At 58.6% G+C, this 24,796-nt stretch carries 23 protein-coding genes; 14 read left to right on the forward strand and 9 right to left on the reverse strand.

Features of this window, described 5'->3' with window-relative positions:
• Positions 1 to 263: 263 nt before the first annotated feature.
• Positions 264 to 653, reverse strand: coding sequence for an RNA polymerase-binding protein RbpA (locus AB1Z34_RS09570; RefSeq protein WP_005511311.1), 390 nt, complete (start codon positions 651 to 653; stop codon positions 264 to 266).
• An 81-nt stretch (positions 654 to 734) separates the two neighbouring features.
• On the opposite strand from AB1Z34_RS09570, the gene AB1Z34_RS09575 reads away from it, so the two are divergent.
• From AB1Z34_RS09575 to AB1Z34_RS09595, 5 genes are all read left to right on the forward strand, one after another.
• Positions 735 to 1,127, forward strand: a complete 393-nt coding sequence (locus AB1Z34_RS09575) for a hypothetical protein (RefSeq protein ID WP_224783748.1) — start codon at positions 735 to 737, stop codon at positions 1,125 to 1,127.
• A 17-nt stretch (positions 1,128 to 1,144) separates the two neighbouring features.
• Positions 1,145 to 1,855, forward strand: coding sequence for a YceI family protein (locus AB1Z34_RS09580; protein WP_367158267.1), 711 nt, complete (start codon positions 1,145 to 1,147; stop codon positions 1,853 to 1,855).
• Between the two features lie 190 nt (positions 1,856 to 2,045).
• Entirely contained in the window at positions 2,046 to 2,264 is a 219-nt protein-coding gene (locus AB1Z34_RS09585) for a hypothetical protein (RefSeq protein ID WP_016422819.1), read from the forward strand.
• Between the two features lie 421 nt (positions 2,265 to 2,685).
• Positions 2,686 to 4,122 carry a hemolysin family protein gene (locus AB1Z34_RS09590; RefSeq protein ID WP_016422820.1) on the forward strand — a complete coding sequence of 479 codons (1,437 nt, stop codon included), beginning with the start codon at positions 2,686 to 2,688 and terminating at the stop codon, positions 4,120 to 4,122.
• A gap of 3 nt (positions 4,123 to 4,125) precedes the next feature.
• Positions 4,126 to 5,163 carry a hemolysin family protein gene (locus tag AB1Z34_RS09595; protein ID WP_016422821.1) on the forward strand — a complete coding sequence of 346 codons (1,038 nt, stop codon included), beginning with the start codon at positions 4,126 to 4,128 and terminating at the stop codon, positions 5,161 to 5,163.
• A gap of 64 nt (positions 5,164 to 5,227) precedes the next feature.
• On the opposite strand, the gene tpx is transcribed toward AB1Z34_RS09595, so the two are convergent.
• The gene (tpx, locus tag AB1Z34_RS09600) at positions 5,228 to 5,725 is read right to left on the reverse strand and encodes a thiol peroxidase (RefSeq protein WP_016422822.1); all 498 of its coding nucleotides are present in this window, start codon (positions 5,723 to 5,725) and stop codon (positions 5,228 to 5,230) included.
• Between the two features lie 174 nt (positions 5,726 to 5,899).
• Between tpx and AB1Z34_RS09605 the strand changes: the two genes are divergently transcribed.
• Positions 5,900 to 6,184: an Lrp/AsnC ligand binding domain-containing protein gene (locus tag AB1Z34_RS09605; protein ID WP_016422823.1), complete on the forward strand. Its 285-nt coding sequence runs from the start codon at positions 5,900 to 5,902 to the stop codon at positions 6,182 to 6,184.
• A gap of 38 nt (positions 6,185 to 6,222) precedes the next feature.
• On the opposite strand, the gene AB1Z34_RS09610 is transcribed toward AB1Z34_RS09605, so the two are convergent.
• Positions 6,223 to 7,932: an FAD-binding dehydrogenase gene (locus tag AB1Z34_RS09610; RefSeq protein WP_016422824.1), complete on the reverse strand. Its 1,710-nt coding sequence runs from the start codon at positions 7,930 to 7,932 to the stop codon at positions 6,223 to 6,225.
• Positions 7,933 to 8,049: 117 nt separating this feature from the next.
• Positions 8,050 to 9,504, reverse strand: a complete 1,455-nt coding sequence (locus AB1Z34_RS09615) for a class I SAM-dependent methyltransferase (protein WP_016422825.1) — start codon at positions 9,502 to 9,504, stop codon at positions 8,050 to 8,052.
• Between the two features lie 187 nt (positions 9,505 to 9,691).
• Between AB1Z34_RS09615 and AB1Z34_RS09620 the strand changes: the two genes are divergently transcribed.
• The gene (locus AB1Z34_RS09620; protein ID WP_016422826.1) at positions 9,692 to 11,113 is read left to right on the forward strand and encodes an NAD(P)/FAD-dependent oxidoreductase; all 1,422 of its coding nucleotides are present in this window, start codon (positions 9,692 to 9,694) and stop codon (positions 11,111 to 11,113) included.
• A gap of 92 nt (positions 11,114 to 11,205) precedes the next feature.
• On the opposite strand, the gene AB1Z34_RS09625 is transcribed toward AB1Z34_RS09620, so the two are convergent.
• Positions 11,206 to 11,769, reverse strand: coding sequence for a PaaI family thioesterase (locus tag AB1Z34_RS09625; protein ID WP_231367197.1), 564 nt, complete (start codon positions 11,767 to 11,769; stop codon positions 11,206 to 11,208).
• Between the two features lie 114 nt (positions 11,770 to 11,883).
• On the opposite strand from AB1Z34_RS09625, the gene gndA reads away from it, so the two are divergent.
• The 7 genes from gndA (at position 11,884) to AB1Z34_RS09660 (ending at position 21,612) form a co-directional block, all read left to right on the forward strand.
• Positions 11,884 to 13,326, forward strand: a complete 1,443-nt coding sequence (gndA, locus tag AB1Z34_RS09630; RefSeq protein WP_172620234.1) for an NADP-dependent phosphogluconate dehydrogenase — start codon at positions 11,884 to 11,886, stop codon at positions 13,324 to 13,326.
• Positions 13,327 to 13,373: 47 nt separating this feature from the next.
• Positions 13,374 to 14,987, forward strand: coding sequence for a bifunctional hydroxymethylpyrimidine kinase/phosphomethylpyrimidine kinase (locus tag AB1Z34_RS09635; protein WP_016422829.1), 1,614 nt, complete (start codon positions 13,374 to 13,376; stop codon positions 14,985 to 14,987).
• 80 nt (positions 14,988 to 15,067) lie between these two features.
• The gene (locus AB1Z34_RS09640) at positions 15,068 to 16,402 is read left to right on the forward strand and encodes a DEAD/DEAH box helicase (protein WP_222865657.1); all 1,335 of its coding nucleotides are present in this window, start codon (positions 15,068 to 15,070) and stop codon (positions 16,400 to 16,402) included.
• Between the two features lie 3 nt (positions 16,403 to 16,405).
• The gene (locus tag AB1Z34_RS09645; RefSeq protein WP_016422831.1) at positions 16,406 to 17,791 is read left to right on the forward strand and encodes a hemolysin family protein; all 1,386 of its coding nucleotides are present in this window, start codon (positions 16,406 to 16,408) and stop codon (positions 17,789 to 17,791) included.
• Positions 17,788 to 19,002 carry a hemolysin family protein gene (locus AB1Z34_RS09650; RefSeq protein WP_016422832.1) on the forward strand — a complete coding sequence of 405 codons (1,215 nt, stop codon included), beginning with the start codon at positions 17,788 to 17,790 and terminating at the stop codon, positions 19,000 to 19,002. Before AB1Z34_RS09645 ends, AB1Z34_RS09650 begins: the two co-directional genes overlap by 4 nt.
• The gene (locus AB1Z34_RS09655; RefSeq protein WP_016422833.1) at positions 18,999 to 19,916 is read left to right on the forward strand and encodes a hypothetical protein; all 918 of its coding nucleotides are present in this window, start codon (positions 18,999 to 19,001) and stop codon (positions 19,914 to 19,916) included. Before AB1Z34_RS09650 ends, AB1Z34_RS09655 begins: the two co-directional genes overlap by 4 nt.
• Positions 19,917 to 20,013: 97 nt before the next feature.
• Positions 20,014 to 21,612: a hypothetical protein gene (locus AB1Z34_RS09660; RefSeq protein WP_367158268.1), complete on the forward strand. Its 1,599-nt coding sequence runs from the start codon at positions 20,014 to 20,016 to the stop codon at positions 21,610 to 21,612.
• Between the two features lie 164 nt (positions 21,613 to 21,776).
• On the opposite strand, the gene AB1Z34_RS09665 is transcribed toward AB1Z34_RS09660, so the two are convergent.
• The 4 genes from AB1Z34_RS09665 to odhI all read right to left on the reverse strand — a co-directional run bounded on the left by AB1Z34_RS09665 (position 21,777) and on the right by odhI (position 24,568).
• Complete coding sequence (locus AB1Z34_RS09665) at positions 21,777 to 22,280, reverse strand: MerR family transcriptional regulator (RefSeq protein ID WP_172620271.1); 504 nt, start codon at positions 22,278 to 22,280, stop codon at positions 21,777 to 21,779.
• Between the two features lie 388 nt (positions 22,281 to 22,668).
• Positions 22,669 to 23,268, reverse strand: a complete 600-nt coding sequence (locus tag AB1Z34_RS09670; protein WP_016422835.1) for a bifunctional nuclease family protein — start codon at positions 23,266 to 23,268, stop codon at positions 22,669 to 22,671.
• Positions 23,269 to 23,313: 45 nt separating this feature from the next.
• Positions 23,314 to 24,072: a MerR family transcriptional regulator gene (locus AB1Z34_RS09675; protein WP_016422836.1), complete on the reverse strand. Its 759-nt coding sequence runs from the start codon at positions 24,070 to 24,072 to the stop codon at positions 23,314 to 23,316.
• 70 nt (positions 24,073 to 24,142) lie between these two features.
• Positions 24,143 to 24,568 (reverse strand): oxoglutarate dehydrogenase inhibitor Odhl, encoded by a 426-nt coding sequence (odhI, locus tag AB1Z34_RS09680; protein ID WP_016422837.1) that lies wholly within the window; start codon positions 24,566 to 24,568, stop codon positions 24,143 to 24,145.
• Positions 24,569 to 24,796: the final 228 nt, after the last annotated feature.

Genomic DNA, 24,796 nt, shown 5'->3' on the forward strand with positions numbered 1-24,796 from the left:
CAATGGGTTTGATGGCACTGTATTTCGTTCGGCGGGTTTGCTTCACTACTTCTCCTGGTCGAAAGTGGTGATGCATTCACCGCCTGAACCTACCGGCCATTTTTGTCATAAACGCAGTCAGTAACTCGGCTCGACCCGCCGCAGCCAGGCACCAACGAAAAATGGGTCCGAATAAGGGGCAAAACCTTATCCGGACCCGAATTTCAGTGTTTGATTGACGCCTACAAAGCTCTAAAGCTCACTAGCGCAAACCAGCTCAAACCTTAAGCGTTCTTCTCTGCTTCTTCGGCTTCCTTCTGAGCCTTCAGCAGGCGAGCGGCGTTACGACGACGCTTGCGCAGCAAGTCAACGCGCTCATCCAGCAGCACGTCGAGCTCCTCAATGGAGCGGCGCTCACGGAGCATGTCCCAGTGAGTCCTCGGCGGCTTCACCGGCTTGGCTTCAGTGCCTTCGCCTTCAACCAGCTCACCAATCTGGCCATTCTTGCACAGCCATTCACCTGGAATTTCCGCGTCATCCGCGAATGGGACCTCGAAGATCTCACCGGATTCAGTGCGGTAGCGGACCATCATTCGCGGCGCGAGGTCATGATCGCGATCGGTCTCATACGAAACGGCGCCCATGCGACTGCCACGAAGAACTCGATCTGCCATGTGGAACGTGCCCCCTTTGGTAGAAATACTAGACCACACATTATAACGCCTTAATCTGTATTCATGCCATAATTGACTTCTGTGTCAGATCAAAAGCCGAGCACAACTACCGCCAATTGCCAGTGGTGTGGCCGCGAAATGGAGGTCGCTATCCGCGGTCGCCGTCGCAAGTTCTGCAGCCAAGCCTGCCGGCAGCGCGCGTATGAAAAACGCACTGGCGTAGCAAAAGGCGCTTCCAGGCCGATTGCCGAGCGAATCAATTCGGATCTCACGCTGAAGACCGCCACCGATGCCACGAGCAGGCCGGCGGGCGATGACGTCGTAAAGCGAATAGGGGACGGGCTCTTCGAAGTACGTTGTCTCGCCGAAGACTTGCGCACCGCGCTTGACGACGGCATGGAGACTGCCGTCCTGCAGGAGATTACGCAGGAATTGATTATGAAAACGCGCGAGGTGGAACGGTTTATCCCATAGCGGATTAAAAGGATAGGATGAGCACTATGAATTCTGGTGTCCGTAAGTCAATTATTACTTTGATAGCCGTTGCAGTTGTTGCGCTCGCAATTGTTATTGTGGGGCCAGTTTTGTATCGCGTTTTCACGCATGAAGGGGTGCGTACTGGGGATTTCGAGGCCACGGAGCTGCCTGCAGCAACGACTGATGCGAATGGCACCTGGAAGATTATCGGTGGCGATAACTCACAGAACACTTCCGTTGGTTTTACTTTTAACGAGGTACTGCCGGGCAGCAGGCGTACGACGTCCGGTTCCACTCACGATGTCACCGGTGAGCTGAAGGTTGCTGACAACAATCTTGAGGACGCATCCGTTGTTGTTGACATGGCAACTCTGACTAGCGATATTGAACGTCGTGACATCAATGTCCGCAACAATATCTTCAGTGTTGATCAGTACCCAGAAGCTAAGTTTGAGCTTGCAGAGCCACTCGATATTTCAAGCATTCCAGATAACGGCCAGTGGGCGAATATCGAGATTCCGGGACGCCTGACCATCCGCGGCGTCACCAATGACGTCACCGCGCCAATGAAGGCCGCTCGTACCGAAAACCTGGTTTTGCTGTCGGGCACTCTGCCAATCAACCGCCTGGATTACAACGTGCGCCTGCCACAGTTTGTAGCTGCATCCATCGAGGAGAACGGCGAACTCAATCTGCGCATTGTCGCAGAGAAGCAGGACGCGTAGGACGCGTAGGTTTCGCGGCTGGCAGACACAGCCATCTAAAGAGAATCGCAGTAGCGCTAATCCAAAGAGGCTTATAGCCAGCGAAAATACACCTCAATTCGTCACTGTGACGCAATAAAGCCATTTAGTCACACACCACAGAAGTCCTGCCAAAAACAATTTTGGCAGGCCAGTTGGGAGTCACAACGATATGAACACCTACGAAGCAATGTTGCTCGCACGAAAGGTGCGAATGGTACTACTGATTATCTTCATTGCATTCGTGGCCTACAAGGGCGTGTGGTGGCTCGTGGCTGTCGGCATACTCCTGATTGGCATGACGCTATGGCAGAACAAGCGGCTACGGGAAGAGATTGCCGTCCGCAACGCGGATGAGCTTGCAGCGAACGCCAAGGACAATGAGCAATGATCCCGACGGCATAGATCAAGCGCCAAGATAGAACACGGCAGCAGAAAAGGCGGCGGCGAAGAAGGCGACAGCCCTGGAAATTCAGAAAACCCCAGGGCCAACCACTTTCATTATTTGTCCGATAATATACATTATGACATTTTGGCCTTAGGATCCCGTCCTCCCCATTACCGCCGATGCGCCATTGCCGTCAGGTCTAAGGAATTTTTAGTAAGATTTCTCGCATGCCTGAACTCTCAGACACATCCAGCAGCTCAGACAGACCCAATGCGTCCGACACATCAGATAGATCTGGCTCGTCCGACGACCCAGAGCCTCGCGCCAACGTTGACGGGCTCTCTGTAGCCGCAGTAAGCGCAATCACCGCAGCAACCGCCGCAGCATCCCCAGCGAACGCAGCGAACACTTCAGGTGATGCCGCGTGATTGTATCCGCACTCATCGTCTTAGCGGTCTTTCTTTTCCTCGTTTTCGCCAACGCAATTTTCGTTGCTGTCGAGTTTTCCTACCTCACGGTTAATAGAAACGACGTCAAGAACGCCGCAAACGCCGGCTCAAAGTCCGCATATTTAGTAGACCGTGCTCTATCACGCACCTCTACTAACCTCTCCGGAGCTCAGCTGGGAATTACAGTCACCAGCCTCGTCGCTGGTTTCCTGACCGGACCTTCCCTCGGCGTCCTCCTCGAAGCCGCATTTGGTGGCACAAGCATCTCTCCCGCCACCGTCACTGCAATCAGCACTACGGGCGCTTTCATTATCGCGACCTTCACTCAAATGGTCTTTGGCGAACTCGTCCCCAAAAACTGGGCCATCGCCGAGCCCACTAAAGTCGCAAACCTCGTGGTCAGACCACAGAATGCCTTCATGTTCGCATTCGGCTGGCTGGTCTGGCTACTTAACAGCGCGGCTAATTGGGTGTTAAAACGGCTCGGCTTTTCCCCTGAGGAAGAGGTTGCCAGTGCCAGGACCGCGGAGGAACTCCGTGCCGTCGTCACGCGCTCTAGCGATGAAGGAAAGATTAACCCGCAGACCGCCGAGTTGGTGGCGCGATCGATTGAGTTCGGCGAGCGCACGGCGGCTGATGTGATGACGCCACGCACGCAGATTATCTTTATCGAAAATCAGAGCGTCGCAGAGATGCTGACGGTCGTCGCAGATTCTGGACATGCACGCTTCCCCGTCGTTGGCAATAGCGTCGACGACATTCGCGGCGTGGTGCATTACACCGACCTGCTCAGCGTGCCACACGCACAACGCTTGACGACGTCGGCTGCGAGCCTGGCCAAAGATGTACTCGTGGTAAATGACTCGACCACACTTGATCCGCTGATGCGTCAACTGCGTGAGGATGCATACCAGTTCGCAGTGGTTGTCGATGAGTACGGCGGCACGGACGGCATTGTGACGTTGGAGGATCTCGTCGAGGAAATCGTCGGTGAAATTGACGATGAACAGGACGATCGTTCGTTGCTCTACAGCCGGATTAGCCCCAATACGGTGATTGTTTCCGGTCTCATGCGCCCTGATGAGTTGGGAGAGATCCTAAACCTGGTCCTGCCGGAGGGCGAAGAATCCGACACTATTGGTGGATTTATCACCGAACGCTTGGATCGCATGCCTCGCTTCGGCGACACGATTACGGTCGAAGCCACCGACCACGAAAACCTCGATGAGGAGAACTTGCCTACCACCGCTGAAGTTGCTTTTCGAGTCGAGCGCATGGCGCGTCACCGCGTTGGCCGTATTCGTGTCCAGGTGGACCGCGCCGGCAACAAGGTCACGCGCACGGATGAAGGCGCTCACCAGGACGGCACCAGTCACAACCACGTCGAGCACAACAGCGAAAAGGAGGGCTAGAACATGCCACTACTTACTCTTATTTTGCTGTTGGCCCTCAATGCCTGGTTTGTCGCCGCTGAATTTGCGATGGTCTCGGCTCGCCGCGATCAAATTGAACCGGATGCCGTCAGCGGCTCTACCAGCGCAAAGTACGCGCTGCGTGGTATCGAAAACGTGTCGGTCTCCCTGGCGGCAACACAGCTGGGCATTACCGCCTGTTCCCTGCTCATCGGTGCCGTCGGCGAGCCTGCGATTGCGCACTTCTTCGAGCCCTACATGACAGCGCTGGGACTCCCCGCGGGCACCGCCCACGTGGTTGCGCTGGCGTTGGCACTGCTGATTGTCACTTTCTTACACATGGTTGTCGGCGAAATGGTGCCGAAGAACATCGCTATTGCGGCCCCCAGCCCGACGGCGAAGTTCGTGGCTATTCCGCTGTATGTGATTGTGCGGGTGCTCAATCCGGTTATCTGGGCGATGAATACGACCGCGAACATCGTGGTTCGCAAGGTTCTTCGCGCCACTCCGAAGGACGAGGTCGATTCCTCCTTCACCGCTAGTCAGGTGCAGGATTTCGTCGCCGAGTCCGGGCGTCAGGGCCTTCTCGACAATGACGAGCTCGCGCTCCTCCACAAAGCTCTCGGCTTCGAGCATCTCACCGCCGCGGATGTCACTATGCAACTCGACACCCTCGTTACCATTGGCCCCGACGCCACCGTCGCCGACATCGAAGAGCTCAGCGCACGCACGCGCTTTTCCCGCTTCCCCATCACCGATGCCGATGGCAGCTTCATCGGCTACCTTCATGTCAAGGATTTGCTCTCGCTTGACGACGGTCACCGCGACCGACCCTTCCCGCGGAATCTGATTCGCACCTTCGCAAGCGTCAGCCCGGATTCCAAGCTCCAGACGGTCATGCGGCTTATGCAGCGCGAGCAGGCTCATTTCGCCTTGGTGACGGAGGAAGATAGTACTTCGGAGAACTCTGTCAGCGGAATCGTTGCGCTGGAGGACGTACTAGAAGAGCTCGTCGGCGAAGTCCGCCAGGCAACAGCCTAGCGAGTGCGCCGACGAGCCCCGTCGATTCCAGCTGGTTACTTGCTGCTGAAAGCTTGTTAGCTAATTACTTCAGTGCAGCCAGTGCGGAGTCGTAGTCCGGCTCCGTGGTGATCTCATCGACCAGCTGGTTGTAAATGACCTTGCCCTCTTCGTCAGTGACGACTACGGCCCGAGCAAGCAGGCCGGCGAGCGGGCCATCCTGCTGGACAACACCGAAGGCTTCGCCGAAGCCGTGGCGGAAGTCCGAGGCAACCTCAACGTTGTCCAGGCCTTCTGCAGCGCAGAAGCGGCCGAGAGCGAACGGCAGGTCACGCGAAACATTAACTACGACGGTGTTGTCCAGCCCAGCAGCGTCCTCGTTGAAGTGACGCACCGAAGCTGCACAAACACCGGTGTCTACCGACGGGAAGATGTTGTAGACGACCTTCTTACCAGCGAAGGTCTCATTGGTGACCTCCCCGAGGTCGCCACCGGTGAGGGTAAACTCCGGAGCCTTGTTGCCCACCTGGGGCAGGTCTCCGGAAAGCTGGACTGGGTTGGACTGAAATGCGGTTTGTGTCATAGCGCCCTTTTTACCGCCTTTCGTCCGGATCCTCCAGGCTGTTTTCTGGAAATCAGTAGAATCGTGACAGAAATGAAATTCCGGGCCGCAGTATCTTGAGCAATCTTGCGTACCTTGCGGTCCGGGCCACGCTATTCAGCGGGCCCCACGTTTAAACTCCGAGGAAAGGCAGCCATGAGTTTGATTACCGCAATTGTGTCCATCGATGTCGAAGCTGACAGGATTCCGGAGGCCGCCGAGACCATCGTCGAGATCGACGGCGTGACTGAGGTCTACTCCGTTACTGGTGACTGGGACTTGGTCGTCGTGGTGCGCGCAACTAATCACGATGATTTGGCGGAAATCATTCCAAATCTCATCAGCAAGGTCGACGGTGTTATTCGCACTCAGACTCAGCTGGCTTTCCGCACCTACTCTCAGCACGACCTGGAAAGTGCATTCTCCATCGGGCTGGAGTAGGCGCGGTTTCTTCTACCGAACTGTGCGGTATGCGGGAGCTACTTAACCACTTCCGCCATCGCGCGGCCTGCCTGGCGGCCACTGAAAATACAGCCGCCCAGGAATGTACCTTCCAGCGCGTTGTTGCCGTGGACGCCGCCGCCACCGAAGCCAGAGGCCTCGCCTGCGGCGTAGAGCCCCTCGAAGGGAGTTCCGTCCGGGTGCAAGCACTGGCCGTCGAGGGTGGTCTCGATGCCACCGAGCGTCTTGCGGGTCAGCATGCGCAGACGAATAGCAATCAGTGGGCCGTTCTTCGGATCCAAAATCGGTGATGGCGGCACGGAGCGGATGATCTTGTCCCCGAGGAAGTTCCGGGCCACGTTGACGTAATTGACCTGGTAGTCCTTGGAGAAGGGGTTACCGGTCTGCATATCGCGCTGACGAATCTGCTCCTCGAGCTTCTCCATGTCAATCTTCGGCGCTGCGGCTCCGGACTCCCCGCCCGAGCTCGCCTCCACAATCTCGTTCATCCCCTCGACCAGCTTTGGCAGATCGTCGGCAACCACCCAGTCTTCGCCGTTATCCATAAACGCCTGAATAGGTGCGGCAACACCAGAGGTCACCTTGCCAATCAGCTTCTTGATCTCCTTGTCGGTCAGATCCGGATTCTGTTCTGAGCCAGAGAAAATGAACTCCTTGGCCACGATGTTCTTATTCAGCACAAACCAGGAGTAAGAGTGTCCGGTAGCCAGAATGTGCTTCATCGTGCCGACAGTATCGGCGCCCGGAATATATGGCGCTGGCAGGCGGTTTCCTTCTGCGTCGAACCACATGGCCGACGGCCCCGGGATGATACGGATACCGTGATTCGGCCACACGGGATTCCAGTTCTTCATGCCCTCGGTGTAATGCCACATGCGGTCACGGTTGACGAGGTTTGCGCCGGCCTGCTCTGCAATCTCGATACCACGGCCGTCAACATGCTCTGGCACACCGCAGACCATGTCCTTCGGCATCTCGCCCAGGCGCTCGGTCGGCCAGCACTTACGCACGGCTTCCAGGTTGCCGCCAACACCGCCCGTCGCAATGCACACGGCCGACCCGCGGATCTCAAAGTCCTCCCCTGTTTCCTCGCGTGACGACGCCACTCCTCGCTCTAAAGATTCACAGGGAACCAGAATCTTGCCACGCACGCCGACGGCGCGGCCATCTTCCACAATCACCTCGTCAACGCGGTGGCGATGACAGTATTCCACCAGGCCCTTCTTCGCAGCCTCAGCGACCGGCTCTGCGAAAACGCGGACGATTTCGGGGCCTGTGCCCCAGGTGAGGTGGAATCGGGGTACCGAGTTACCGTGACCGTCGGCACGCCCTTCACCGCGCTCAGCCCACCCGACGACAGGCAGGAACTTCACGCCGAGATTGCGGAGGTAGTCACGCTTCTCCCCTGCCGCGAAGTTCAGGTAGGCCTTGGCCCACTTGCGTCCCCAGTTGTCTTCCTCGCGGTCGAACTGCGCGGAGTTGAACCAGTCAGCTTCAGCGAGCTCGCGGTTGTCCTTGACTCCCAGGCGGCGCTGCTCTGGCGAGTCGACGAGAAAGATTCCTCCCAGCGACCAGAAAGCCTGTCCGCCGAGGTTGTTGGCATTCTCCTGATCGACAAGGATGACCTTCTTGCCGGCCTGCGTGGCCTCATACGTCGCGACCAATCCGGCAAGTCCGGCGCCGACGACAACAATGTCTGCAGTACGTGTGGTGCTCTGTGCGTTCATAGTTTCGTTTTTAGACCCTAAACATCACCTTTGAGGTGGTTTTGCCTAAAAACGTGATTTATTTTTACAGGCATTATTTATCTGGCGAATTTCCAACGCGCCCGGAGCCGCCCACTGCTAGTGAGGCCTGCGTGGCGCATGCACGAGCTCGACCTGCACGAGCGTGACTTTCTCTGCGCGCACGAGCGCTTCAAACAGCGACAGATAGTAATTCCACATCCTCCGGAACACTCTGTCGTAGCCGATACCAGCGGCTTCGCGCGCATGCGCCGCAAAGAAATCTCGCTGGAGCTGCAAGGTCGTCGCGAAGTGCGCCGGAATGTACTCTTCCGCCGCGATACGCAGGCCGGTTTCCCGGTCCACCATCTTGCGCAGCTCTTCCATGGTGAAAAGCTGCAGCTGCGGCCACACGTAAGCGCGTACGAGGTCCAAGCTGCGCTCGGCGAGCGCATCGAATTTGTCCGTCGCTACCACCATTTGGACGACGATGGTGCCGCGGTCGACAAGCAGACGCTCGGCGCTCTTCAGCCAGCGCAGCGCACCTGCACGACCGAAGGTCTCCAGACGCCCGACGTTGATAACCGCCTCGAAGTCGGACTCGAATTCGCGTGGCGACGGAATGTTGCGATCCATCTGGATCACATCGACCGCGCCGCGCAATCCGGCTTTTTCCACCCGTTCCAGCACCGTTTCGGTGTGGTCATCAGAGACGGTAATAACCTCCGCACCCGCTCCCCTCTCTGCAGCTCGAAGGGCAATTTCTCCGCCTGCCGACGGCCATTCGGCGACACGGTCGCCGGCTCGCACTCGAGCCAGATCGAGGATGTGCTCAATATTGCGCACTTGAGCATGCAGAAAATCGGCACGCGCGACGGATTTCGGGGCATCGACATAAGTCACGTCAACTGACCAGTGCGAGGGAACCCCACCCTTGCCAGCACCACGGGCATAGTTTTGAATCTGTTCCCGCGACGAGGTACGCACTCCGGAGGCGAACAGGCCGGAACCGCCCATCAGCAATTCGCCGGAATAGAGCTCCAGCAATGAGGTCGGCAACTCTCCCGCCATATCTGGCCCATCGAGACGCGGACGTGAACGCGCGACTTTCATCAGACCACGTGCCAGCGGCCCCAACGAAGCAATATCAAGCTCGGCGCTGAGCAGTCGGCTGAGAAGCTCTGGCAAATCATCACTGGACCATTCGCCCGCGAGATAGGCCTCCCCCAATCCGAGCCATTCTGAATCAGCTAGTCGAGAATAGAAAACAGGATCAATGACGCTGAAAATGACTGGACGAAACGATTCAGAACTAGTGGGAGATTCACTGCCGCCGCTAGAGCTGGCACCACCGACTCCGTCGATAGCCAAATCGGCGTCACCCGTCGACCGAGTAATGAAGGACTCTCCGACAAACTCACCGGATTCGACCAGTTCAATGCCGTTGTCCTGGCAGAGCCGCTCAAAAGAGCGTTCCATCATTTCGGCACGTTTCGCTAGGAAACGCCCCTCTGGAATACGCGCAACCCGAGGCCATCGCTCTGCGTCAATTGCCTGCCGGCTTGCCGAATTCACCCTGCCCGAACCTCCTAACAATCGCGCCGCATAAAGGTACGAATAACGAACTGAGTTTGCTCTCGAAGCCTACCGCGCAGGGACCCAGAATAGGCGGTGGCGCACCGAGAGGATTACTATTGTGGCTTGCCGGCTAAAAGCCGAATCTAAAACTTCGAGAACTTTAAAGTCTGTGAGGAGAAAATACATGACCGAGACTCCGTACCGCCCGCACTCCGGACGCCCGCACGTGGTCGTCATCGGTTCGGGTTTCGGTGGCTTGTTCGCGGCGAAGAAGTTGCAGGGCGCCGAGGTCGACGTCACTCTCATCGACCGCACTAACCACCACCTGTTCCAGCCACTGCTCTACCAGGTAGCAACGGGCATCCTGTCCTCGGGCGAAATCGCTCCGTCCACTCGTACGATCTTCGACGGTGTTCAGAACGTTCGTGTTGTCAAGGGCGATGTCACCGACATCGACGTCGAAAAGCAGGTTGTGACTTCGGAACTGGGTCACCAGACTTCCAAGTGGGAATACGATCACCTCCTGGTTGCCGCTGGCGCTGGCCAGTCCTACTTCGGCAATGATCACTTTGCCGAGTTTGCTCCGGGCATGAAGAACATCGACGACGCACTCGAAATCCGTGCCCGCATCATCGGCGCGTTTGAGCGCGCCGAGCTGACCAACGATCCGGCTGAGCGCGAGCGCCTACTGACCTTCGTCGTTGTCGGCGCTGGTCCGACCGGTGTTGAGCTTGCTGGCCAGCTGGCCGAGCTGGCTAACCGCACCCTCGCATCGTCCTACCGCAGCTACAACCCGCACGCTGCACGCGTCGTCCTGCTCGACGGCGCACCGCAGGTTCTGCCGCCGTTTGGCAAGCGTCTGGGCCGCAAGGCTCAGAAGTCCCTGGAAAAGATGGGCGTCATCGTCAAGCTGGGCGCGATGGTGACTGACGTCAATGAAGAGGGAGTCACCTACAAGAACATGAAGGATGGAACCGAGGAGTTCATCCCGTCGTTCTGCAAGATTTGGTCCGCCGGCGTGTCCGCTTCCCCGCTGGGCAAGATGATTGCCGAGCAGACTGGCGCCGAGACCGACCGCGCTGGCCGTGTCGTTGTCAACGAGGACATGACAGCTGGCGACTACAAGAACGTCTACGTCGTGGGCGACATGTCCAACCGCGAGAACCTGCCGGGTGTTGCTCAGGTTGCTATTCAGGGTGGCGAGTACGTCGCCGCCAACATTGCAGCTGAGGCCGACGGCCGCGACGTCGCAGAGCGTCAGCCGTTCGAGTACTTCGATAAGGGCTCCATGGCAACCGTCTCCCGCTTCTCCGCAGTGGTGAAGATGGGCAAGGTTGAGGTCACCGGCTTCATCGGCTGGATTCTGTGGCTGGCCGTCCACCTGATGTTCCTGGTGGGCTTCCGCAACCGCCTCGTCTCCTGCGTCAGCTGGGGCCTGAACGTCCTGGACCGCAACCGTTGGCAGATGGTTTCCACCCGCCAGCAGATGTACGCACGCAACGCCATCGACCGCCTGGCCGAGTTCAACAAGGACAAGGCTGAGCAGGATCTGCCGCTGGAGGTTCGCGACACTCGCCGCGAGCACCGCGCAAAAAGGAACAAGTAGTTAACTTGCAGGTGGCCAGATTAGAAAACAGCTAATCACGACAAGCCACCTGCGAGCTTCCTACCAGGCCCGTTACCACCTATAACGATTTGCTACAGCGGCTTGTCGAGTACCGCAATTCGTAGGTTGGTGCGGGCCAGCAGTTTTTCATCTGCCTTGCGGGTGTGCTCAATACGCCACAGTTGCATGGTGCGCCCCAGGTACTCTGGCTCCGCCGTGGTAACGATTACCTCGCCAGCTCGGGCGGAGCGGTAAAAATCGGTGTTGTTGTTCACACCGACGACCGGCTTCTTCGCACCGCAGGCAACGAAACCAGCAATAGAGCCAGCAGTCTCACCTAGCGAGCAATAAACACCGCCATTGGCTAGGCCCCACGGTTGCAGGTGGTCGGGCCCGACCTCGAGCTCCATCTGAATTCGCTCCGGCCCGACATGGACAAACTTCGTGCCCAGCAAGGTATCTAGACCGCCGATTCCGTTATCGCCCAAGGTGCTGTTAAAAACAGCCAGCTCCTCATCGCTCAGCGCTTCCTGGCTAGCCTTCGTCGCCAGTGTCATATAATCGCGCAGCGCCTTCCTCTTCGCCTGCTCGGCGGAAGAAGCTGCAGAGTTCGAGTCCTGTGAACTGCCATTATTCGCAATAGTCTCGTCAGTCATGCCAAACATTGTGCCAGCGCACGCCATCACTCGTGGCAGTTTCAACGTTAAAAGCAGTAACAATTTCTGAGTCCCAGATACAACGAACCCCGGCCAGGCTTTAAGATGGTGGGCATGACCGATAACAATGAACTCGCACAAATTGGTGTCGTCGGGCTCGCCGTCATGGGCTCGAATATCGCACGCAACTTCGCCCACAAGGGACACACCGTTGCCGTGTACAACCGCAGCCCGGAGAAAACTCGCACCCTCATCGCTGAACACGGTGATGAAGGCTCATTCATCCCGTCCGAGACCATTGAAGAGTTCGTCGCTTCGCTGGAGCGCCCGCGTCGCGCTCTGATCATGGTTCAGGCAGGTGCCGCTACTGATGCGGTCATCGATCAGCTTGCCGACGTGATGGAGCCCGGCGACATCATCATTGATGGCGGTAACTCTCTTTACACGGACACCATCCGTCGCGAGAAGGCTATTCGCGCCCGTGGCCTGCACTACGTTGGCACTGGTATTTCCGGTGGTGAAGAAGGTGCTCTGACTGGCCCATCCATTATGCCGGGTGGAACGAAGGAGTCCTACGAGTCCCTCGGCCCGCTGCTGGAGTCCATCTCCGCTCACGTTGATGGCGTTCCGTGCTGTACTCACATTTCCTCCGATGGCGCTGGCCACTTTGTAAAGATGGTCCACAACGGCATCGAGTACGCGGATATGCAGGTAATTGGCGAGGCCTACCACCTGCTGCGTGAGGCCGCTGGCCTCACCCCTGCCGAGATTGCAGATATCTTCCGCGAGTGGAATAAGGGCGACCTGGACTCCTACCTGGTCGAGATTACCGCTGAGGTTCTCTCTCAGGTCGATGAGAAGACAGGCAAGCCGCTGGTGGATGTCATCGTTGATGCTGCTGGTCAGAAGGGCACCGGCCGTTGGACGGTCAAGGCCGCTTTGGACTTGGGCATTCCAGTAACTGGTATTGGCGAGGCCGTGTTCGCTCGCGCCCTGTCGTCTTCCCTTGCTCAGCGTGAGGCTGCCCGCAACCTGCCGTCGGGAAGCCTGGCTAAGGCACCGGAAGATCGCGATGCTTTTGTGGAGCGCGTCCGTAAGGCGCTCTACGCTTCCAAGATCATTGCCTACTCGCAGGGCTTCGATGAGATTAACGCTGGTGCCAAGGAGTACGGCTGGGAGATTGACCGCGGTGCGCTGGCGACCATCTGGCGTGGTGGCTGCATCATCCGCGCACAGTTCCTGAACCGCATCAAGGAAGCGTACGACCGCAATCCGGAGCTGCCGGCGCTGGTACTCGACGAGTACTTCCGTGACCAGGTCACCGAGTGCCTCGACGCGTGGCGCGACGTTGTCGTCACTGCAGCACAGATGGGTATCCCGGCTCCGGTGTTCTCCTCCTCGCTGGCTTACTACGACGGCCTGCGTGCGGAGCGTCTGCCGGCAGCACTGGTTCAGGGGCAGCGTGACTACTTCGGTGCGCACACTTACCAGCGTGTTGACCGCGAGGGTGCTTTCCACACCCTCTGGTCTGGCGACCGCTCCGAGGTTGAAGCGTAGTCTTGAAGTCTGTCGCTTCACGCTCTTGAAGTTAAAAGGGGTCTGAGATGCCATTTCCCAAGAAGGCAAAGCCTGATTTTGTGCCACGAGTTCTTTCCATCGCCGGCACAGACCCAACAGGTGGCGCTGGGCTCCATGCCGATTTAAAATCAATCGCCGCCGCCGGTGGTTATGGCATGGGCGTGGTCACCGCTTTGGTATCTCAGAACACCGTGGGCGTTCGTGCCGTCCACACTCCACCTGTTGACTTCCTCGTCGAGCAGCTGGCTGCTGTAACTGAGGATGTCACCATCGACGCGGTGAAGATTGGCATGTTGGGTTCACGCGAACTCACGCAGGCCGTCACCAACTGGGTTCGGGAGACCAAGCCAGCCGTGGTTGTTCTCGATCCGGTTATGGTCGCCACCTCTGGCGACCGTCTGCTTGACGAAGATGCCATGGACGCAATGCGCGACTTGGTCGCGGAAGCCACCGTCATCACGCCGAATGTTCCCGAACTGGCATTGCTTGCCGACGCCCCGGAGGCCAGCGACTTCACTGAGCTGATTGAGCAGGCGCTGGAGTTCGCGAGCAAAAACGATGTCATCGTGATTGCAAAAACTGGTCACTTAAGTGATGAAGAAGCCGGCAATGCCGTGGCATTCCCCGATGGCCAGGTTTTCTTCAGCTCTTCTCCCCGCATTCACACTGAGAACACCCATGGCACGGGTTGTTCGCTGTCTGCTGCTCTTGCCACACGGATTGGTGGGGGCTCTGCGATTAATGATGCCCTGCGCTGGACTACACGCTGGCTCAGCGAGTCCATTCGTTTCGCGGATAACCTCAACGTCGGCCAGGGGCACGGCCCCATTGACCACGGCCACAGGGCTCGTCGCCTGGAAAAGGTCGCGCTTCGCCGAATGCAACCAGTGCATCTGAACTCCAGTTTTTACCCGGAGGCCGTCGAAGGCACTGATACTGAGCAGCCGCCGAAGGAGCTGGAATCTTTCTTCGGCCACTCACTCCAGATTGCTCCGGCTGGTCCTTTTACTTCCCAGCTGTGGCGGGACATCGAGGACATCGTTGCCGAGATTGGCGGAATGTTCAGCGTCCCCACGATGCTCCGCGGCGACCTTTCCTCGGACGAAACCAACTTCTTCGTAGCGCAAGAGGCCTGGTACTTGCACCAAGTTTTCCCAGTCCTGTCGCATCTGGCAACCAAAGCACCCTGCCCGAAGGAACAGGTTCTGTGGTCGTCACTCGCACAGGAAGCCCTGGTGCGTGCGTTGGAATTGAGCAATAACGGGCTGGAAGAGACTTCTTCGGCGCTCGAGGACATCGAGCCGACAACCATCACACAGCTTTTGCTGGACGTGCATTCTTCCTGTAGCGCTTTCAACCCATATCGGGTCGCCGTAACCAGTATCGTCGCCGAAATGTGGATTGCAACCGAGCTGACTCTGCAAGGAAAATCGCTGGTTGATGCGGATTCCGCGATCGCGAACTGGGTGGAGGTGTATTCCGACCCCGAGTATGTTGACAGTGTTCAGCAGGCTCTCGAGGTCCTTGAAGAGAATATGTCTACGGCCAGCGATGCGGAGCTCAAATCTATCCGCAACATCTTCCGTCGAGCCGCCATTCTCGAGCGCGAGGCCTATGCGCAACCGGGTCGCGGTTGGTAAATGTCATGGGACGGTAGTTTTCCAGTTCACCGGACGTGCCTATTGCATGGCTGTCCGGGGATAGCGGTATTCTAACAAGCATGCCCCCTCCTGCTGAGTCCAGTGATTTCAGACAGTTGGGCACGCCGGAAGCGATTGTGAGTATTCTGCGTGCCCAGCACATAACTTCGCCTACTGCCGTGCAGGTGGCGACTTTGCCAGATGCTTTCGCTGGCAAGGACGTTCTTGCGCAGGCCCCTACAGGCTCGGGCAAAACGCTCGCATTCGGCATTCCGCTGGTCGCGTTACTCAATAACGCCTCTCCAGCGCTTCCCGGTTACCCGCGCGCGCTCATTATTTCGCCAACGCGCGAACTCGCAGATCAGATTGCTGATGTCCTGGCTGACATCGGTGCCGCTGCAGGTCTGCGTGTCTTGAGCTTGGTCGGCGGTGATTCCGTGGCCAAGCAGCAGACTCTGCTCGCGGCACCAGTCGATATCGCTGTGGTCACACCGGGTCGCGCACACGATTTGCGCCGCCGCGGTCTACTCAGCCTTGAGCACGTCCTCGCTGTCGTCGTCGACGAAGCGGACATGCTCGCTGACATGGGCTTTCTGCCCGATGTTCTGGGCCTGGTCCGTGCGTGCCCGAAGTCGGCACAGCGCATGGTCTTTTCCGCCACGATTAACGACGACGCCGCGGGGCTTATTCGCGATCGTCGCGCAAGTAGCACTGAAGTTGCGAAGCACAAGGTCACTGCCTCCCGGTTGACCATGCGCAATATGCGGCATCTGTTACTTCGGGTGGAGGACAACAACGAAGCCGACGAAGTGGTCGCCTGGATTGCCTCCCGCAAGGATCAGTGCGTCATCTTCGCCAACTCTAAGGCGCGTGTCGTGCAGCTGGCTAAGTTTCTACAGTTCTACGACATCAAGTTAGGTTTCCTCCACGGCGATCGTGGCCAGGCAACTCGTCGCGCGGTCCTCAAGGCCTTTGCCGAGGGTGAAATCAATGTCCTCGTCACCACGGATGTGGCCGCTCGTGGCATTGATATCGATGCTCTTGACTTGGTTGTGCACGCGGATCCGCCAAGGGATTCCGCGACGTATATTCACCGCTCGGGTCGGACGGCTCGTGCAGGTGCTTCCGGCACGGTAGCGATGATTGTGCGTGACCGCCAGGTTGATCAGGCCCGCGAGCTGCTGGCAGGGGCCGGCGTTGAAGCTGAAGAGCTGCGCGCCGCTCCGGGACTGCCGCGATTTGTCAAGGAACTGGGCGCACGGCGTCCGCGCCGGGCTCGTCAAGATCAGAGCCAATCGGCAGGCGGTGCTGGTGGTGCCGGTTACCGCGGGCGCGGCGGTCCGTCGGCAAGCGGAAAGAATCGTGCTGGCGGTCGCGTACACCGCCCCAAGCGAGGGAAAAAGAAGAAGAGATAATCAGTGGATATTGTTCTCAATATTGTCGCGGTTGTCGGCTTTATCGCGCTAACCGCTGGCACCGGCCTCTTTGTGGCGTTTGAATTCGCGCTGACGGGACTGGAGCGATCTACGATTGACGCCGACCGCGCCCGTTCAGCGGATGCACCTGCTGAGGCCGTTCACAAGGCGCATAATCGACTGTCCTTCCACCTCTCCGGTGCACAGCTGGGCATTACGTTGACGACACTGGCAACTGGTTTCCTCGCGGAACCGGTGCTGGCGCAGTACTTCACGCCGATGTTGCATTGGATGGGGCTCAGCGAGTCTGCAGCGGGACCGACCGCGCTGATTCTTGCGCTCATTGTGGCCACGATGTTGTCGATGGTCTACGGCGAATTGGTGCCAAAGAATGTCGCGATTACAGAGCCGCTGGCAGTAGCGCGAGTTACGGCTCGTCCGGTGATGGCGTTTAACTGGGTGTTCCACTACTTCATCCATTCGCTGAATGCCACGGCGAACTGGCTGGTGCGCAAGCTCGGTATTGAACCGGCGGATGAGTTGGCTTCGGCGCGTTCCCCGCAGGAGCTGGAAGCGCTGGTGCGCAATTCTGCGGAGCAGGGGGCATTGGATGAGTCGAAGGCCGCTGTACTCGAGTCGTCGTTACGCTTTGGCGAAACGACGGCGGAGGACCTAATGACGCCGCGGTCGACGATCACCTCCCTCGATGTCGATGACACGGCGCTGGATCTGCTGGCTGTCGCTATCGAATCGGGGCATTCCCGCTTCCCCATTACTGACGGGGACCTCGATGCCACTGTCGGTGTTGTCCACGTCAAGGACGCATTTGCGGTACCTGCGGCGAAGCGCTCAACCACCACCATGCGGGAGATTGCACGGCCTGTGCCGACGCTGCCGCAGTCGCTGGACGGCGATGCCGTACTGGAGGCCGTGCGTTCGGCCGGTTCGCAGATTGCGCTGGTCGCGGACGAGTACGGCGGCATCGCCGGCATTGTCACCATCGAGGATGTCGTCGAGGAAATTCTTGGCGAGGTCTGGGATGAGTACGACGACAAGGAGTCCGAGCAGGAAGTCAAACGCGCGATCGAAGGCTGGAACTGCTCCGGCCTTGTGCGTACCGACGAGCTGCCGACCAAGGTCGGATACTTCGCCCCAGAAGGTAGCTTCGAAACGCTCGGTGGATTGATTATGTTTGCGCTCGGTCGCATCCCGGAGGTCGGTGACGTCGTCCTGCTGCCAGAGACCGAACGCGACTTCATGGACGAGTTCGAATCGGGTATCGCCGGACGCTGGTACGCCCGCATTCTGGCGATGGATGACCGCCGCGTGGACCGTGCCATTTTGATTCCTGTGACCAACGAGCGCGCTAAGGAGATGTTCAACCTATGAGTGACTGGTTTGGAATCCTCCTGACTTTCTTCTTGTTGTTGGTCAACGCGTTTTTCGTGGGCGCGGAGTTCTCACTTATTGCTGCGCGCCGTGACCGTTTGGAAGCGCTGCTGGCTCAGGGAAAGAAGCGCGCACGCACAGTTATCAATGCTTCTGAGCACCTGTCGATGATGCTCGCCGCCGCACAGCTGGGCATCACCATTGCCTCGCTACTGCTGGGTAAGGTCTCTGAACCGGCGCTGGCACATCTGCTGGAAGCTCCTTTCCACGCCATGGGTATTCCGGAGTCGCTGCTGCACCCGCTGAGCTTTGCCATCGCATTGATGCTGGTGTCAGTGCTGCACATCATGCTCGGTGAGATGGTACCGAAGAATATCGCGCTGGCAGGACCGGAAACGATGGCCATGCTGCTTATTCCTGTTCACATGGTCTTCTACCGCTTGACCAAGCCGCTGTTGCTGCTGTTTAACTGGATGGCTCGCCATACGCTTAAGCTGTTCGGCATTGAGCAGCGCGATGAGCTCGACACTACTGTCGATTCCACTGAGTTGGCATCGATGATTGCGGAGTCTCGTCAAGAGGGGCTCCTTGACAGCGAGGAGCACGTCCGCCTTCGTCGCACACTGGCTTCGGCCACGCGCACCATTGAGGAGGTACTGATTCCGCACGAGCAGATTCGGCGCCTCCCCACCGCACCGACTGTCGGCGATCTAGAGACGGCGGTCACCGAAACTGGCTTCTCCCGGTTCCCCGTCGCTGCGGCCAACAATGAACCCAACGAGTACCGCGGCTATGTTCACGTGAAAGATGTCCTCGACCGCGTCATGGATCCTGCCTCCGGCCCAGAGACGGCCATCCCTGATGACGAGATTCGCCCGATGATCGAGATTCCTATCGATGCCACGCTGGATGAGGGATTGCGCATCATGCGCCGCTACAGCGCCCACATGGCAGTGGCTGTACGCGCGCGCATGCCAAAGCCGCATCGGCGCGCAAACGCCCCGGCAAGCATCGCCCCGAAGACCGGTGCTTTCTCCGGTGCGGAGCAGATCGGCATCGTGGCTCTGGAGGACCTCATCGAGGAGCAGGTCGGTGTCGTGCGCGACTGGACCCACGAGGTCTCCCCGCGTCGCAGCGGTGCGCCAAAGCAGCACCCAACCGTGAACCCGCCCCGGACCCGACCGGGCAGCACGCAGGGACGCCAGCAGTGACGCCTACGCCCGATTCGTCTTTCGATTGGCGTGAAGCCAAAGCAAGGCATATCGCCCGCGTCGATATCCTGACCCGCGACCACCTGTCCCGTCGCAGTCGCGGCCAGCGCCACCCGGTCTGGGACTTCATCTTCGAGTACTACCCCGTTAAACCCGGCCAACTCCGCCGCTGGTCACCGGGCATCGGCGTAGATCTTCCCGGTGCGACGGCCAAGGACATCAGTCACCTGAAGTTCTTTACCCTCGACACGGACGACACTACCGATAGCCCTGCCCGCAAGGAGCCCACCGATACCGCCTCGGGGACGGCGCGTATGGATGTTTCGGCGTACGTCGATAAGCGAGGTAAGACGGTGGCGTACATCGGCAATCTGTTGCGTTCGACACGCGCGAATCCGGCGCACTTTGACTGCTTTGGCCTGCATGAATGGGCGATGGTGTATCGCCAGCCCGAGCATCGTCATCCGGAGCCACTGCGGCTGGGTCAGGCAGGCACGGACGAGGTCGTCGAGGCCCACACGGTTCGATGTACGCACTTCGATGCCTTCCGTTTCTTCACGCCCGACGCCGTGCCGCTCAACGAGTTTGCACCGACGCGCGAGACGCAGCCGCACTGTGAGCAGATGGGTTGTCTGCACGCCAACATGGACTTGTATAAATGGGCGACCAAGCTCGGCGAGGCGGTCCCCGGCGACCTGTGGCTGGATACTTTCGAGCTCGCGTGCAGTGCCCGTGAGTTGGATATGCGCGCCGCTCCCTACGATCTGCGGGATTGGGGTTTTGCGCCCATTCGCATCGAAACGCCCGAAGGCAAGGCCGAGTACGTCCGTCGCCAGCGTGAGCTCAGTGCGCGTGCCGATGTTCTGCGCGGCCGTCTTCTCGAAGTGGTAGATGTCGCCTTGTCCACGCAGTAAAGTTGGCAGGAGTGACGTGCGCGTTTGTGCTTTACGACGAGGTCTGCTGCGAGTCGACAGTGCCGAGCACACTCAGCATAGAAAGGGCTAGAACGACATGGGACGACACGCCTCGGGTGAGAACAACTATCGAGTGGCTAAGGGGCCTTTTATTGCCGTCTTGGTCGTCATTGTTCTGGTGGCTGCGGTTTTTGCCTGGGTTAATCTGCGCAAGAGCAACGATTCGTCAATTGATGCTGACCGTGCACGGTGCACGAAGGGTGACCTGACGCTGGTGGTGACCGCTGATCCTGCTGCGGTGGGCTCGGCACAGAAACTCGTGCAGGACTATGGCGAGTCGAATCCCGTGGTGAGGGACTTCTGTGTGCGGCCACAGATTACGGTGGCGGGCTCGCAGGAGGTTGTGAACGCCCTGACTGAGGCTGGCGGTGCTGAAGCTGGTGAGGGAGCTCCGGAGGACCCCGCTGCGGATGAAGCTGGTACAGGAATTTTGACTCCGGGCGTCTGGATTCCCGCCGATATCTCTTTCGTGGACCAGGCGAAGGACTCGGACAAGGTCAAGGTCAACAACCCCAAGACGTGGTTGCCGCCGATTGCCAGCGGCGTGGCCTTCACAACCAATCGTGCTGACCAGCTGAACAACGCCACCTGGGAAGAGCTTGCAGGATTGCGCGTGGCCGCCCCAGGTGGCTCCGATGCGGCACTGTCGGCCGTGATTAGTGCTCGACTTGGCGGTGGCCCGGACGTCGCTCGCGAACGCGCGGGCTTGGGTGAGGTCTACACCTCCAATACTCTGCTGACCATGCTCAGCCAGAACGTCGCTGATTTCGACGGTGTGGCCGCGACCCAGCCCATGCTGCAGATGGCCGGCGAGGGGCTGAAGCTGGTCTCCCCTGCGGATGCACCCCAGTTGCACGCGCCAGTTGTCACCTTTGGCTCCGGCGGCAAGATCGACGAGAACACGGCTCGCGCAGCTGAGGACTTCCGGAACTTCGCAGCAGATCATGGGGCCGACGGCGAAGCTGCTGAGAGCACTTTCAGCCCTGAAGTAGCAGAGAACTTTGGAGTGCTCTCGCAGATTCAGACGGATTCTTTTGCGCTGCCGCCAGCACTGGAGCAGCCGGACGCGCAACAGCCCGCAACTGCGGTGGGTTCGGCGCTCCTGCTCGCTGACACCTCCGAGGGCGTCGATGTTGGGGCGCTGTCTGCGGCACTTTCCGGCGCTATCGATGCGGCACCTGGTGGCCGCTACGGCCTGTGGACATTCGCACCTGAGGTGAACCGCCTCGCGGAACTTCCCGCGCCCGATGACGAGGCCAACAACGGCGCGGACGCCGTAAAGGGGTCGCTGGCCGAACTTCCGGCTGGTGGTGAGGCACAGTTCTGGCCAGCGCTTATCGATGCCTACCAGTCCGCCCGCGACACCTACTCCCCGGACAAGCCCAACCGTCTCGTCGTGCTCACCTCGGGGCGCGATGCCTCGGGCGCCGATGCCGCCGAGTCCGTCGAGAGGATCAAGGAACTCATTAGCCCAGACCGCCCGGTAACGATTGAGGTCATCGTGCTTCCCGACGGCGACAGCTCCAGCCCCGAGCTGCAGGAGGTGGCAAATATGACCACTGGCTCTCTGCGCATTGCGGCCGACTACGGCGATGGCCTGGCCTCTCAGTTGGCTGCGGCTATCGGTACGGAGTAAGTAGCAAAAAACCGCCTCCATCTGGTCCAACCTCGGGAGAGGAGGAACGGAACCAGTTGTGGAAGGCGGTTTTCGTTTAGTTTGTTTCGGCTATTTGAACGGAGGCCATAGCAGCGACGCCGCTGTCCAGCCGTATCGTTGGCGGTTACCGTATCTGTTGGCGGTTAGGAGATGCGACGGCGACGACGCTCAGCCAGCTCGTCGATGCCAGTGCCTGGGTTCTCCTGAGTACCGTCAATACGCTCGGACGGGAAGGAGGCGATGGTGCCAGTCAGTTCCTTCATAATGCCCGGGACAGCAATGCCGAACACTCCCTGGCCACCGTTGAGCAGGTCGATGACCTCTTCATTGGAGCGACACTGGTAGACGGTGCGACCGTCGGAAACCAGCGTGATGGTAGCCAGGTCATCGACGCCGAGATCGCGCAGGCGGTCGACAGCCAGACGGATGTTCTGCAGGGAAATACCGGTGTCCAGCAGACCGCGAACAATCTTCAAAACGAGGATGTCGCGGAAGGAGTACAGACGCTGGGTACCCGAGCCCTTGGCGGTACGGATAGAAGGCTCCACCAGCTTGGTGCGTGCCCAGTAGTCCAGCTGGCGGTAAGAAATGCCCGCTACCTGACACGCGATGGGAACGCGGTAGCCAACCTGCTCGTCCGGCCCCATGTCGAACAGGGATTCCTGGACCGCGCGCGGCTCTTGCGAGTCCGACGCACGGAGCTCATTGTCGCCAAAGAGCGAACCGCTGTTGTCGTCGACCATATAAATTCTCCCGAGGTAGTTTCACTGCCGTTATTTATCTTTCGCCAAGGTTAATCGGCTGTCAATACATCACAGGACGACACGCCGAATCTCTAAACCTAAAGTTAAGGTTTAGAGTTTGGAGCCGCAGTTTCCCCAGCTCAAGCACAACCCGGGAGCAAAACCGCAGGACGGGATGAAACTATAACTTCCGAAAAGTTACCCCTTTTATGGGGTCATTCAGCGACACGCCGGAGGAAATAAGCGTCACAACTACCCCAAAAGTAGCCAGTTATTCACTCCAGTCACACGTTTAACGGTCGCCATCGGAAGCTGAATCGGCGCCACCGTCGGCTTCACCATCAGACTTCTTGTCCTCCGCATCACCATGCGGCTCGGCGAAGTAGTCAGCATCAATGCTGTCGAGGAATTCCGCAAACTCCGACACCGATGCCTCGACGGAGTCGGTCTCCGACTCGTCGGCAAGCGAACCGCCATTGGTTGCGACGAGACGCGCCGCTACCGACGTGGCGTCGAGCACCTCGCGCGCAACATACAGCGGGACCTCAAGTTCCCTAGCGATAAGGATGAGGTCGGACGGGCGCATATCAATCTCTGCGCCACCTTCGAGCACCAGGTTGGCGATGAAAACGCCCTCATGCACGCCCGTAATCTGGCCGCGCAGGGCGCTCTGCCCCACCATGTCCAGCGTATCGACGAAGACCTCATGCATGCCCGGGCGACGCTGCGTAGCGCCGGTCTCACGGGCGGAGTACTCCGTCGCCGTCGCCAAATCAATCCAAATCGGGATAATCCGATTGGTCTCTTCGGCATGCAGGAGCAGCACTGGATCGTCCTCAGGAGGATGCGCCATCCAGTCTAGAAACTTGACTTCTACGAGTTTTTCGTCCATAACAGCGATAATTGTAGCGAGCCGCTATTTACGCGGGACTACCGACTACTTCCCCAGGTCCTTGTTGACCTGGCGCTTGACCAAAGTGCCGTGCAGCGTGACCATCAGCGCAGTCATCTCACGGCCCATCTCCACAGCCTTCTGCTTGCCGCTAGCTGCACGCGACTTACTCAGCGGACTAGCAGCGAGCGACACCAAATCTGCCTCACGGGCCGCAGCGGTACGCACAGTTTTGAGGTGGCGGGCATCCAGGCCAAACTCAGCCAGCTTGACCGCCGTCTCAGTGATGAGCAGGTCATCGCCATCGAACATGTTCAGCGTGTCCGGAGTAATCAGGCCCACTCGAACCAGTTCGGTGATGAACTTCTCGCTAGCGCCGGTGCGCTCTGCCAGCTCCGCCTGCGTCAGCGAAACCACTGCGGCTTCGCGGAACTGATCCGCCGTCACCAGTGGAGTGACCGATGCCAGCCCGTCGCCGCCAGCGTTGCCCGCATCAATTTCGTCGAGCTGCTCTTTAATAACCTTCAGCGGCAAGTAGTTATCGCGCTGAACGGTGAGAATGTAGCGCAGGCGGTCAATGTCCGCCTGGCTGTAGCGACGATAACCCGAGGAGCTACGCGACGGGCACAGCAGCCCCTCCGACTCGAGAAAACGAATTTTGGACAGCGTTACATCAGGGAACTCAACCTTGACTTCCTTCAGCACAGCACCGATGGTCTTCTTCTTGCCCACCGAGCGTGCTTGCTTCGCAGTGCTTTCCGACGAAGTCGGCTGCGAAACTGCTGATTTGCGTACTGCTGCCACTGGTCTTTTCCGAGCCTTTACAAAAATAAGGGGTTAATGCCGACAGGCGTCGACATTAACCGATGTCGAATTAGTTACCGATCAGGAAGACGAGGCGGAACTTACCGACCTGAACCTCGTCACCATTAGCCAGAACCGCGGAGTTCTTCGGCTCGCGGTTAACGTAGGTACCGTTCAGCGATCCCACGTCGACGACCTCGTAGGAGTCACCGTTCTTGCGGAACTCTGCGTGACGACGGGAAACAGTCACATCATCGAGGAAGATGTCGCTGTCCGGGTGACGACCAGCGGTGGTGACTGCCTGATCGAGCAGGAAACGCGAACCTGCGTTTGGCCCCCGCTTGACAACCAAGAGTGCCGAGCCCGCCGGAAGTCCTTCAACACCGGAGACCGTGGAGTCCGTGTTAGAGCCGGACTCCATTTCCTTCAGCAAATCTGCACGGAAGACCGAGGTGGTCTCGACCGATGCCTCTGGCTGGCCGCTATTGCTAGTCATATCTTTCCCTCCGGGATAACCTTGGGCGATTTACTCGTTACTTTTTAGATAATAGCGCCCCAACCGCTTTCGTGTTGTTATCTAATCCCAACCATGTTGTGACGCAGCTCACCAGCAGGGTATGTACAACATGATTGATATGCGTAAATACCGACATCTGAGAGCTTTCTCTGTGGGTGTACCTAGGCCGGTCACCTGAGAAATATTTTCAAATTGTTACCAAACTTG

The sequence above is a fragment of the Corynebacterium sp. 045007 genome (genome assembly GCF_040743205.1).
Lineage (GTDB): Bacteria > Actinomycetota > Actinomycetes > Mycobacteriales > Mycobacteriaceae > Corynebacterium > Corynebacterium jeikeium_D.